We start from the raw sequence: 12,563 nt of genomic DNA, 5'->3' as shown, positions 1-12,563 counted from the left end.
TAGCTATACGCAGGTCAGCCGATCCAGATCCGCTGAGTGCAATGATCTCCAGAGTTTCTACCGATCATAATATCATATTCCCCAGGCTCGAAGACCAACTGATCATCTTTCCCGTAGAACATTAACATTTCTCTGGTGATTTCGAAGGAAACCACCTGTTTCTCATGCGGTGCGAGTGTAATCTGCTGGAAACCTTTCAGTTCCTTGACCGGGCGCACGACACTTGCGCTGACGTCGTGGATATAGAGCTGAACGGTTTCCTTGCCGGCGATGTCCGAAGTATTCTCTACTTCAATGGAGGCAACCACCCGATCCGCAGCTTCAACATTGAAGCTGTTGTAAGTAAACTTGGAATAGCTCAGGCCATAACCAAAACAGAACAACGGGTCATTCGGGCAGTCCAGATAACGGGTCACGTAACGCACATTAGGATACATAGGATCATAAGGGCGTCCCGTTTGATAAGCATTGTAATAAACAGGAATTTGCCCAACCGAGTAGGGGAAGCTCATCGATAAACGTCCGGAAGGATTATAATCTCCGAACAGCACATCGGCCAGCGAATTTCCTGACTCTGTACCCAGAAACCAAGCCTGCAGCAGAGCGTCGCTGGCATCAAGAACGGGTTTCAGCTCCAGTGGTCTGCCGCTGAATACAATGGTGACGATCTTTTTGCCGGTATCCTTCAGACGCCAGATCAGCTTCTCCTGATTGGCCGATAGGCGGAGATTGGCTTTACTTCCGCCTTCCCCGGTATCCTGCTGATTCTCACCGACAGCGGCGAGAATTACATCACAATCCTGCAGCTGCTGGTAGGCGTCCTCGATTTCATCCTCCACATCAAAAACACCCTCAAGCATGCTTCCCAGCTCACCAGTCATGGCCGTAAGTATATCTTCGGCAGATGTTTTTTGCAAAATGCCGGTGTAGAGTGATACAGCCGGATCTTTTTCTGTCCCGGCCCAACCGCCCAGCACATGAATGGAGGTGGCGAAAGGACCAGCCAGACCAATCTTCATGCCACGTTTAAGGGGCAGAGCTTCATTGTCGTTTTTGAGCAGCACAACTGAGCTAGCTCCAAGCTCCCGTGCGGCCTGCAGATGCTCCGCGCTAGGTTTCGGAGCCTCATCCACCAGCGGATCTGCATCCTTGAATGGATTATCGAACAGGCCGAGCGCATCCTTGAGCTCCAGCACCCGGATGACGGCTTCATCGATCAAGGCGATGTCAAGCTTGCCTTCCTCGACCAGAGCAGCGCCGTGGTTTAGATAGTGAGTGGACATCATCTCAATATCCAGCCCAGCAGCCAGACTTTTCTCCGCTGCCTCACGGCCATCTATCGCGGCGCCATGGGGAATCAGCTCATTAACGGAATTGAAATCGGCGATGGTAACGCCGTTGAAGCCCCATTCTTCCCGTAAAATCCCGCGAAGAAGCTCGGAATTACCACTTGCCGGGATACGGTCAATGGTATTAAATGCGGCCATCACCATGGCCACTCCAGCATCTACGGCAGCCTTATAGGCTGGCAGGTAGAACTCACGCAATACGCCGGAAGACATATCCACTGTGTTGTATTCCCGTCCGCCTTCGGGAGCACCGTAACCAGCGAAATGCTTCACACAGGCAGCGATGCGTCCTTTTTCTTTTAGGTCTTTGCCCTGATAACCCCGCACCATACTTTCGGTGACACGGGCATTCAGATAGGGATCCTCACCAGATGTCTCCATGACGCGTCCCCAGCGCGGGTCGCGTACGAGATCCGTCATGGGCGAGAAGGTAACGTGAATACCGGCAGCCGCACTTTCCTTGGCGGCGATTTCGGCAAACCTTTCACAGGCTTCAAGGTCAAAGCTGCTGCCCATGGCCAGCGGAATCGGGAGGATGGTCCGGTAGCCGTGAATGACATCCGCCATGAAGAGCAGAGGAATCTTTTGTCTGCTGGTTTGCAAATGTCGGGTCTGCTGCTCGATTACATTCCGGGCTCCAATACCGTTAAGAACACTTCCGATACTCTCCATTACCTGCGGCTTAATGTTCAGTTCCTTAAATGGTCCGGTTAAATCCACGGTATCGTCCAAACCCCAATAGTGAGGACCTAGCTGGGTTAATTGGGCCAGCTTTTCGTCCAGGGTCATATCGTTCACAAGATCTTGGATAAACGTTTTAGTCATGGTTAACTCCTTCCTCGTGAGCGCATCGAAAGTTAGTTTGTTAAATAGATGTGTAGTTCCCCGCCGGGCAGCGTAAGCATGATTTTTATTTGCAAAGCTTACGTTATATAGGCGATAAGGATGGGAGTGAACCGTTAACTCTCCTGGCACGCAGCTCCGAGATGCGGAATGGGCCTGAGCTATAATCAGGTTCAATTGTTGTGAAAATCATAGTATTTCTCTCTTCGGATACAGGGATGAGGCATGAATTAAATCAGAAGAGGATTGCATCATTAAGATGTTACATATGGAGACTGACATGTCTATGAAAGAAATGTATAAAAACGTTTCCACAAACGATACACCTCGATATTAGTCTGAACACCAAAAAAAGTCAATCGCCTTTGGAAAAACAGCTAATTTATATTTTTTTACGTGAAATATGTAACTTTAGTACTTGTAATTCAAAAATAAAATGAATTGACAGCGCATACATTTTGGGAGTATGCTTCTCACACAGAGAGTTTTACAGAAACACTGGAAACGTTTCTACAACGCTCGATACACTTTTTTATGAAGGTTGGGCAAACTGTTTTTATTCTGGCTGCTGGACAAGAAAGGAAGGTAATTTATGCATGTGACTGAATGCATCTTTCAAATTGGAGGTGGGCACTTTGGCGAGACTGAAGCTTGTGGGTGGAAACATTGTTCGGGAAGTCATTAAGAACAAAGTTCTTTTTCTAATGTTGCTGCCTGTAATCGTATATTTCGTTATCTTTCACTATGCTGTAATGCCTGGAGCTTACGTCGCATTTGTAGATTACAAGCTCAATAAGGGGATTTTTGGAAGTAACTTTATCGGCCTTAAGAACTTTGAGTTTCTCGTTCAAAATGGGGATCTATGGAATATTACCAAGAATACGCTGCTCTATAATATCGTCTTTCTAGCTTTAGGTAATATCATTCAAATAGTATTTGCCATTATGTTGTCTGAGATCTCAGGCAAGTGGTTCAAAAAAATATCACAATCCGTTATCCTGTTACCGAATTTCATCTCCATGGTTATCGTCGGTGTGTTTGCCTACAATATATTCAATTTCAATTCCGGGTTTATCAATACGATGTTAACTGGAATGGGGCTAGACCGTTACGAGTTCTATTCCGATCCGGGCATCTGGAAATATATTATTGTGGCTTTCAAGATCTGGGCGGGTACCGGATATGGAATGATTGTTTATCTGGCAACGATCACAGGAATTAATCATGATCTTTACGAGGCTGCTTATATGGATGGAGCGACTACCTGGCAGCGAATCCGTTATATGACCTTGCCGATTCTGAAGCCAACCTTTATTCTGCTTCTACTGTTCGGTATGGGTGGAATTCTCAAGGGATCCTTTGACCTTTTCTATAATCTGATCGGTACGAACTCCGTACTGTATCCGCAGACAGATATCATCGATACCTATGTCTTCCGTTCACTGGTGGGACAATTCAACTTCTCTATGGGTGCCGCAGTGGGCTTCTACCAATCCTTATTCGGCCTGATTCTGGTGCTTGTGGTTAACTTTATTGTACGTAAGGTAGAACCGGACAGCGCTTTGTTCTAAGACTAGACACGAAACAGGGGTGATAAATATGGAAAATACGACCATCAAACAGGATTCCGGAAGCATTCTCATAAAAGCAGTCAGTTATATCTGTATCGCAATCTTTGCGCTATTCTGTTTATTCCCCTTCGCGTTGATGATCTCCTCATCGTTCATGAACGAGCAGGAAATTGTTCGTGAAGGTTATAAGCTGCTGCCGAAGGCATTTTCCTTTAAAGCTTACGAGATGCTATTCAACAACTCTACTCAGCTGGTGAATGCTTATCAGGTAACTATCTTCATTACCGTAGTGGGTACGGTACTCGGACTGTTTATGATGTCGATGGCCGGATTCGTGCTCAACCGTAAGGATTTCAAGTATCGCAACTTCTTTTCCTTCTTGATTTACTTTACAACACTATTCAGTGGCGGCTTGATTCCGACATACATCCTGATGGTGAAGCACCTGCATATGAAGGACAGCTTATTCGCTATGATTCTGCCAGGTGTAGTTGGCGCATGGTCCATCTTCCTGATGCGTAATTTCATGAAGGCGATTCCGGATTCCTTATATGAATCCGCTACCATTGACGGTGCTGGCGACTTTCGCATCTATTGGCGGATATTTATTCCGCTGGCGGTTCCATCCTTGGCTACCATCGGGCTTTTCTCAGCACTAGGCTTCTGGAATGAGTGGTATAACGGGATGTTGTATATTGACAGTCCGACGAAATATCCGCTCCAATACTTTTTGCAGCGAATGGTCAATCAGACGAACTTAGGAGCGCTAATCAACTCGGGAGCGGTTATCAATACTGCTGATCTTCCGACGCAATCCATCAAGATGGCTACAGCTGTGCTGGCCACTGGACCGATTATTCTCCTGTATCCATTTGTACAGCGTTATTTCGTAACAGGCCTCACCATCGGGGCTGTAAAGGGTTAATGGACGCAATCTTCTTTTCGAAGAGCGTTTATTATAAATGAAAGTTTCATAAATAGAAGAGAAAAGGGAGGCTTACCTAAATGAAAGGTAAAAAGATCGCGTCTTCTTTAATTGCTGTCCTCATGCTTACTGGAGCACTGACAGCCTGCACATCCAAGAACAACAATGAGCCGAGTAATGATCCGGCAGCCACGAAAGCTCCAGAGGCTTCAGCCAATGCAGGCGGAGTGGATACTTCCAAGGAAGCTAAGCTGGTGTACTACCTGTGGGGCAGCGAAGGAGTTAAAAATAAAGAAATCCTCGCTGAGATTAACAAGAAGCTCAAAGCTGATCTAAACGCTACGATTGAAGTGAAGTATATTGACTGGCCGGATATCGCTACTAAGTACCCGCTGCTTTTTGCTTCAGGCGAAGAATTTGATATGTCGCATGCATCTCCCGGAGCTCCTGTGTCTTATTTCACATTGGCTAGTGAAGGCGCTCTAGTGGACCTTACAGATATGCTGGATAAAGTTGCTCCTAAGCTGAAAGCGGAAATCCCGGAAAGTGTGTGGGAAAATACAAAATACAAAGGCAAAATTTATGGTGTACCAAGTCTTTATAGCGAATACACACCTGCCGGTTATGCCTATCGTTCTGACTTGCTGAAGAAATACGGAATGGACAAAATCACTTCCATTGATGATATGGTTAAATACATGGATAATGTGGTTGCTAATGAGTCCTTCCCGCCAATTAACGGCAAGGCAGAAGATGCAGCCAATATGTTCAGAATGCTCGTAGATACTACAGGGATGTGGCTTAACGCTCCTGGTATATCTTTGAATGAGCTGAATCTTGTGACTAAAAGTCCAGAGGACTACAAGACCGTCTTCCATCCAGCCTTCACTCAGGAATTTGAAGATTGGGCTGTGAAGATGCGTGAATGGGCGGATAAGGGTTACTGGAGTAAAGATGTGCTGTCTGCAACCCTAGGCAGTAAGGATAACTTCAGAGCAGCTAACTCCGCAGGTTATTTGACTCATGCTCAGGACTGGATCGGCCAATACGGTGCGGATTTGAAGGCACAACCGGAATCTGATCCTTACTTCTTTACTTTTGCGGAAGCTAATAAGAAGATCAAACGTAAGATGGGCGTTGACAACTCGACTGTAATCAGCACGAACTCAGCTAATCCAGAGCGCGCTCTGATGGTGATCGAGAAGTTCATGACCGATGAAAGCTACTACAACCTCATCCAAAACGGTATTGAAGGCAAACAATATGTTATGGAAAATGGTGTTAAAAAGCAGCCTGCAGGCTTCAACGATAAAACGGACGGCGGAGGTTTCGCTGCTTGGTCACTTCGTAATGACAAATTCGTAGTTCCTACGGATACAGAAAACCCAATCCGTAACTCCTTATTCGCAGAATGGGATAAAGTGGCTATCGATGATCCTTACAATGGCTTCAGCTTTGATCCAACCAATGTTACAACTGAAATTGCTTCGATTTCCAACGTGAATTCACAGCTCGGTATTCAATTGATGCTTGGTAAAACAAGCAAAGATCCAAAAGCAGCAGTTGCAGAGTACCGCGATCAGCTGAAAAAAGCAGGAGTTGACAAGGTCATTGCCGAAGTAGAGAAGCAATTGGCTGCGTTTGTTCCTGTCAACTAAAGAAAGTTAAGGGGTGTAAGGGAGCTATAATTCGATATAGCTCCTTTACCCATAAATGGGGGAGTAAAGTGGATGTAAATATCAAGGATATCGCGCGGATTTCCGGTGTGGGCATCTCGACGGTCTCCAGGGTAATCAATAACAAGGGACCGGTGAGCAAGTCTACACGTGAGAAAGTGATGAGTGTGGTTAAGGAATACAATTATATTCCCAATTCCAACGCGCGGAATTTGAAAACTACACAATCTAAGAACATTGCACTTATGGTCAAGGGGATTACCAATCCTTTTTTCTCTAATATGATCAGAGAAATTGAACGGCAGGTCAATCTGCGGGGCTACCCGTTTCTTATCCAGCAAGTAGAGGATGGGACCGATGAAATCAATGCTGCAATTCAACTGGTGAAGGAGAAGAATCTGTGCGGGATTATCTTCATGGGTGGAACCTATGATCATTCTGAAGAGAAGTTCAAACAGCTGACGGTTCCGTTTGTGCTGACAACGATCACCTCAACGCAGGAGGTGAACCCGCTTATTTTTTCCAGCGTTATTATCAATGAAACGAAGGAAGCCTATAAGGCTACCAATTATTTGATCTCATTAGGTCATACGAATATCGGCTTTTTAGCCAAGTCTCCATTATTGGATGAAACCACGGGCAACCGGCGGTATTTGGGCTACAAAAAAGCACTCGAAGAGCAGGGTCTGCCCTATGATTCAGGGTTGGTTGAGGATTGTGAATACAGTCCCAGCTCGGGATTTAATGCTGCGCGAAGACTGCTCAACAAGAACAAGGGAATTACAGCTATATTTGCCGCTTCCGACACGATTGCCATTGGTGCTGCCAAAGCGGTGCTTACCGCGGGGTTATCTATCCCTGATGACATTTCGATCATTGGCTTTGACGGGATCGAGATGGCTGAATATTATCATCCTTCTCTTGATACAATCAGCCAGCCGGGTACGGAAATGGCCTTATCCAGTGTAGGTGTTCTGTTCGACCTCATTTCCGGACGTTCAAACCATCAGCATATTGTCTATGATGCGGTATTGCTCAAGCGTGGTTCCTGCAAGATGATTAAACCTCGTTAAGATCACACTATAAACCTTTATTGGAGTGGAACCGAAATGCAAGATACACTGAGAATAGGTACGATTGTACGTGGTGGAGAAGCCGTTAAGGTCATTCCACAAATTGTGGGGCATGGATTTGAATCATTTAATCTGAACTTTTGGCAGACCACCGGCGAAACCGATTTGATAGAAACGGCTGCACGACTGAGGGAGTTAGCTGCTGAACATGATTTTGTCATCTCTTCTGTGGGCATCTATGGCAATCCGCTCGCAGGCAGCGGCGACAATGCCGACACGTTGGCCAGCTGGGAGCGGCTGATTGATCATGCACATTTATTTGGCACAGATATTATAGGCGGCTTCACTGGCCGATTGCCAGGTTTGTCCATTGATGAGTCCATCCCGAAGTTTACAGAGGTGTTCGGAGAACTGGCGAAGAGAGCGGCAGATCGCGGCCTGCGGATTGCTTTTGAGAATTGCGCTATGGGCGGAAACTGGCAGAGCGGAGAGTGGAACATCGCTCACAATCCTTCGGCCTGGGAGAAGATGTTCAATGCTGTTCCGGCAGATAATCTGGGATTGGAATGGGAGCCTTGCCACCAGATGATCGCATTGATTGATCCGCTTCCGCAGCTGCGCAAATGGATGGATAAAGTATTCCATGTGCATGGCAAGGATGCGACCATCGCTTGGGACATCGTCAAGGAATACGGTATTCATGGCCCCAAACCTTATGTATGGGACCGGACCCCTGGCTTCGGGGATACCAATTGGGTAGATGTAATCACCATCCTGCGCCAAGCGGGTTATAAAGGTACGATTGATATCGAAGGCTGGCATGATCCAGTGTATCGTGATGAGCTGGAAATGACCGGCCAGGTGCATGCATTGAATTACTTGAAATATTGCCGTGGTGGCAGCTTTGTGCCTAATCCGGTTTAAATGGTGCCGTATGAAAACAACCCAAAAATGACCTCGAAATCCACAGTGAAGTGGAGGATGAGGTCATTTTTTATAGTTAATCCTGAATTAATCCTGAATCAGATATCCTTGTCCCAGCTGTATTTCTTTGAAGCCAGCCAAATGGCGGGCTTGAAAGCGGATAGGGGTGCTGCCGCCAAACATAATGATATTTTGGATATCGGCGGCCCCTTCTGAAGGCAGGGAAAAGGCTTTGATATAGGCGTACTCTTCGGCTAGCGTCGTATAAATCGCGTTGATAAGCGGGTCATTTTCACCTTTTCCCATTAGATTCATGAGAATATATCCGCTTGTGTTCAGCTTGGAACGGGTAATACTGAAAAATTCGCGGGAGATCAAATGCCTTGGTGTACCAGCGGCAGTAAAGGCATCCAAAATGATGTAATCATATACCTGCGGGTCTTCACCTTCAAGGATCTGACGTCCGTCACCGATCACTACGTTATCTTGACTATATCCGAAGCAGCGGCGGCTTAATTCGACTACTTCGTTGTCTAGCTCGGCTACTTTAAATCTTTTCTCCGGAAAATGCCCGGCAATTGTTCCAATTCCATGCCCAATAAGAAAAACATCCTCAAAAGAGGGGAGGTTGAACTCCATGAAGTGAATGATGGCCCGCGGATATTCAAAGAGAATTCGTTGCGGGTCATTAAGATCCATCGCACCTTGAGTGGCATGATTCGAGAACTGCATAACGCGGAAGGAGCCTTTTTCACCATATAGTTCTGTTGTGTCGTAGACGGTTATTTCATGATTTTCGCTATTTCTTTGAAGCTCTGAATGCAAGTGATCAATCTCCTTATACAATAGAAATTCGTTTATATTCATTGGGTGTAACCCCGACAACACGTTTAAAAAGCTTGTTGAAATAGGCAGGGTCGCCATATCCAACCTCTGCCCCAATCTCGTGAACCTTTAGGTCCGGAGCATTCTTGAGCAGATGTTTGGCTTTGCGCAGCCGAATTTCGGTGATGTAGTCCGTCAGTGTAAGTCCAGTCTCTTGCTTGAACAGCTTGCTTAAATAGCTTGGGGTCAAAAAAACCATATTCGCCAAAGTGTTCAGATCCGCATGCTGATTATAGTTAGCGGATATCCAGCGTTTGATGGTTTCTATGGCTGTACCGGACATTTCCAGACGATGGGTTCTGATTTCGGTCAGAATATTTGTAAAGTGAGCGGTAAACATCTCCTCAATGTCGCTAAAGCTTAAGCTGGACGCGATTCTGTCATCCAACCTGAGGTCGGGAGCACTTTTATTGCGGGCCTCGAATTCTTGCAGTTCCTTTTGTGCGGTTTCTTCAATCCATCGACAGACACGGAGAATTTGGTCAGGGCCGGCTTGTTGCGCTTTCAACACTGAGAACAGGTCATGAACCCATTCTAAGATGCCTGTCACATTCAGAATCTGCAGGTTATGGATCAGCGGTTCTCTAATTGTATTAAAGTGATCCAGGATGTTTATCTCCGGCTGTTGAATATCCTGAATATTCGCGTAATGCACAGGCTCCGGATTATATATGCCCAGGTTGCACGCTTGTTTAGCATCTAGGTATGCCTGTCTAAGCTTGGAAACCTCATTATAACAACCGCTGGTACCTACATGTAGGATCTTTCCGTGCGCAGATATCCGCATAATGTCACCGATATCTTTTAAATCGTTGTCTGACAGCGGCTCAGCAGAATATACAATCCAGACGTATAGTCCCTTTTGAAGCTCTAAGCTGTCAAAGCTCAACGCCTTCTCTTGCCGCAGACTGTCTGCACAGGAGCAGACGGTTTCTCTGGTGCTCCCTTTGAGGACAAAGACCGAGAAATAAGTCTGGGGCAAGGTAAGGCTGGATAATAGTAGAGGGGAAGAGGGCTCTTCGATATGTAAGAATGTCAATAAAAGCCCGGAACGGTGGCGTTCTTCCTTGTCGCGCGCGAGCTGCCGTTCTTTGTCTAGCCGATATAGCAGCTCGAACAGCTGCTCTTTATTGATTGGTTTTAATAAATAGTCTACAGCTGAGCTGCGGATGGCTTCTCGGGCATAATTAAATTCAACAAATCCACTCATTAGAATAGAGTAGATCTGCGGATGGGTGGCTTTTAACTGCTTAATCAGCTCCAAACCATTGATTTGCGGCATACGAATATCTGTAATCACGACATCAAGTTGAAGTGTGGTTAACTCATCTAATAGATGTTTTCCGTCGGAGTAGGTGCCGATGACCAGAAATTCGGCGCTTTCTTTACTGATCATTCGAGCCAGTCCTTCGCGGATTAAGATCTCATCGTCAACAATCGCAATACGCAGCAATCAGAGCAGCCCCTCTCCTAAATAAATTCATCTTCGCTATATTTAGCGTTAATATCCTCAATGCGCAGGGTAACACGAGTGCCGACTCCAAGCTCACTCTCTACAAGCAGTCCAAACGAGCTGCCGTAATGCAGGCGGATTCTCTCATTTACATTACGTAGTCCAATCCCGAACCTTTCATTGTCCGTTCCAGTTTGCAGACTATTGTTTAAGGAACGAAGAGTAGCTTCATCCATACCGATCCCATCATCTTCTACACAGAATACGGCATCTCCATGCTCACTCCATGCGGTGATGCTCAAGGTGCCCAGTCCTACTTTTTGATCCAAGCCGTGAAAGACTGCATTTTCTACGATCGGTTGAAAGACAAGTTTAATAACAGGAAGATGAAGGAGTTCGTCCGGCACGTCAATGTTAAGTCTGAATTTGTCTGGGAATCGGATTTCCAGCAGCTGATAATAATTCCGTACATGATCCAGCTCTTGTCTAATTGTAACAGCCTCTTCGTTTCGGACAATGCTGTAACGCATTTGAAGTCCTAGTAAATAGGTTAGCTTCGCCACACGTGGATCATCATTGCTCTCTGCAAGCATGCGGATGGATTCCAGCGTGTTATAAATAAAATGGGGATTGATCTGGTTCTGAAGTGCCCGCATATCAGCCTTCTGCTTCCGTTTCTCCGTGATGGATACTTCTTGTAACAGATCTTTGACCCTTATGATCATCCGATTAAAATGACTGCCCAGCATCCCAATCTCATCATTATATTTGGAATGCTGCCAGACATCCAGATTACCATGCTGCACCCGTTTCATTAGGCGGACCAAGGATTTAAGGGGTTTGGTCAGGGCATGGGAAATTATAGTCGCAACAAAAAGCGCAAAGGCAATGATGATCAGTGTGGTCAAGATAAGCGTATTCCGATTCTTTTGTACAGGGGACAGGATACGTGTTAAAGGAATCGTAACCATGGTGGTCCAACCGGTCTGTTTCGAGACGGTATACACTGCAAGATAAGACTGGCCATTCAAGTCTATTTGAAAATGATCCTGCTGCTGATTTACTTGCTGCAGCAACAGCTTTGTATTCAGAGTTTGTGTATCGGCAGCCAGATTCGGAACCGCTGAATCTTCACTGGCATAGATCAGTTCTCCATTGTTATCTACAATGAACGTATTTCCTTGCGTAACTGCATTTACGGGATCGATAATACCCTTAAACAGATTGATGTCTACATCGAAAACGAGAATTCCTATATTCTGCAAAGTACTTACAGAGTTAATCGTACGCAGAACACTAAAGACCTCTTTATGGACATTCGAGTTGGTACGGATTGTATGTCTGCCCTGAATGACAGGCGCCGCTCCGGCATCTTCACTCATGGCTCTCCATTTAGCTAATCGTTCCTCTGGATACAGCTCATTAATTCCGGCGTCCTTATCATAAAAGACCGAACCGTACTGGTCTACCAAATACACGGCAATGATCTCTTCCTTAGTATGATTCAAATAGCTAAGGAACATCGCCATGCCCGTATTTTTTTCCCAGTCGGTATTTTGCTGTGTCAGGTAGACTTGCACATCGGTGTTATACAGCGGCAGGGCTGTATATCTCTTGAGGTCGGCAATATACCGGTCAATGGTATCTGAAGCATTCGATGTCATTTGACCCGCACCGTCAGTCGCATTCACAAGAACCGAGTTGAACATGGAGCGGGATGATAGATAACTTACATAAGTGATCGGCAGAGAGATCAGAAAGACAAAGATAACGATCAGCTTGCGCTCCATCGGTAGATTGGCAAGGAACAACCACATTTTGCGTAAAGTTAACCGGATGTATGATAGCATTTGCGTTGTTCCTT

General features: G+C 45.9%; 9 protein-coding genes. 5 read left to right on the top strand and 4 right to left on the bottom strand.

Going from position 1 to position 12,563, the window contains the following annotated elements; genetic code table 11:
- Nucleotides 1-14: 14 nt before the first annotated feature.
- On the bottom strand, nucleotides 15-2,174 hold the full coding sequence (gene bglX / locus MKY63_RS06255) for a beta-glucosidase BglX (protein ID WP_339812053.1): 2,160 nt from the start codon (nucleotides 2,172-2,174) through the stop codon (nucleotides 15-17).
- Between the two features lie 644 nt (nucleotides 2,175-2,818).
- Between bglX and MKY63_RS06250 the strand changes: the two genes are divergently transcribed.
- From MKY63_RS06250 to MKY63_RS06230, 5 genes are all read left to right on the top strand, one after another.
- Nucleotides 2,819-3,763 carry an ABC transporter permease subunit gene (locus MKY63_RS06250; protein ID WP_305953532.1) on the top strand — a complete coding sequence of 315 codons (945 nt, stop codon included), beginning with the start codon at nucleotides 2,819-2,821 and terminating at the stop codon, nucleotides 3,761-3,763.
- Between the two features lie 28 nt (nucleotides 3,764-3,791).
- A complete protein-coding gene (locus tag MKY63_RS06245; RefSeq protein ID WP_036686906.1) occupies nucleotides 3,792-4,688 on the top strand; it encodes a carbohydrate ABC transporter permease in 897 nt (298 codons plus the stop codon).
- Between the two features lie 80 nt (nucleotides 4,689-4,768).
- On the top strand, nucleotides 4,769-6,346 hold the full coding sequence (locus tag MKY63_RS06240; protein ID WP_076105428.1) for a DUF3502 domain-containing protein: 1,578 nt from the start codon (nucleotides 4,769-4,771) through the stop codon (nucleotides 6,344-6,346).
- 68 nt (nucleotides 6,347-6,414) lie between these two features.
- Nucleotides 6,415-7,437, top strand: a complete 1,023-nt coding sequence (locus MKY63_RS06235; protein WP_036686912.1) for a LacI family DNA-binding transcriptional regulator — start codon at nucleotides 6,415-6,417, stop codon at nucleotides 7,435-7,437.
- Nucleotides 7,438-7,473: 36 nt separating this feature from the next.
- The gene (locus tag MKY63_RS06230; RefSeq protein WP_076194375.1) at nucleotides 7,474-8,361 is read left to right on the top strand and encodes a sugar phosphate isomerase/epimerase family protein; all 888 of its coding nucleotides are present in this window, start codon (nucleotides 7,474-7,476) and stop codon (nucleotides 8,359-8,361) included.
- A gap of 87 nt (nucleotides 8,362-8,448) precedes the next feature.
- Here the strand turns inward: MKY63_RS06230 and MKY63_RS06225 are convergent, their stop codons facing one another.
- Genes MKY63_RS06225 through MKY63_RS06215 form a run of 3 tightly spaced genes read right to left on the bottom strand, consistent with a single transcriptional unit; the run spans nucleotide 8,449 to nucleotide 12,549 of the window.
- On the bottom strand, nucleotides 8,449-9,228 hold the full coding sequence (locus tag MKY63_RS06225; RefSeq protein ID WP_339812047.1) for a fused MFS/spermidine synthase: 780 nt from the start codon (nucleotides 9,226-9,228) through the stop codon (nucleotides 8,449-8,451).
- Entirely contained in the window at nucleotides 9,200-10,699 is a 1,500-nt protein-coding gene (locus MKY63_RS06220; RefSeq protein WP_036686917.1) for a response regulator, read from the bottom strand. The genes MKY63_RS06225 and MKY63_RS06220 overlap by 29 nt, the downstream gene beginning before the upstream one ends.
- A 17-nt stretch (nucleotides 10,700-10,716) precedes the next feature.
- Complete coding sequence (locus MKY63_RS06215) at nucleotides 10,717-12,549, bottom strand: sensor histidine kinase (protein WP_339812045.1); 1,833 nt, start codon at nucleotides 12,547-12,549, stop codon at nucleotides 10,717-10,719.
- Between the last annotated feature and the right edge of the window lie 14 nt (nucleotides 12,550-12,563).

Source organism: Paenibacillus sp. FSL R7-0189, assembly GCF_037969925.1.
GTDB lineage: Bacteria > Bacillota > Bacilli > Paenibacillales > Paenibacillaceae > Paenibacillus_AQ > Paenibacillus_AQ odorifer.
The sequence above is the reverse complement of the archived record's forward strand: the minus strand, read 5'-3'. Positions and strand labels throughout refer to the sequence as shown.

Bases quoted from the DNA above. Each gene is read 5' to 3' on its own strand.
- bglX (WP_339812053.1), bottom strand. From the start codon at position 2,174: ATGACTAAAACGTTTATCCAAGATCTTGTGAACGATATGACCCTGGAC.
- MKY63_RS06245 (WP_036686906.1), top strand. From the start codon at position 3,792: ATGGAAAATACGACCATCAAACAGGATTCCGGAAGCATTCTCATAAAA.
- MKY63_RS06240 (WP_076105428.1), top strand. From the start codon at position 4,769: ATGAAAGGTAAAAAGATCGCGTCTTCTTTAATTGCTGTCCTCATGCTT.
- MKY63_RS06230 (WP_076194375.1), top strand. From the start codon at position 7,474: ATGCAAGATACACTGAGAATAGGTACGATTGTACGTGGTGGAGAAGCC.
- MKY63_RS06225 (WP_339812047.1), bottom strand. From the start codon at position 9,228: ATGAATATAAACGAATTTCTATTGTATAAGGAGATTGATCACTTGCAT.
- MKY63_RS06215 (WP_339812045.1), bottom strand. From the start codon at position 12,549: ATGCTATCATACATCCGGTTAACTTTACGCAAAATGTGGTTGTTCCTT.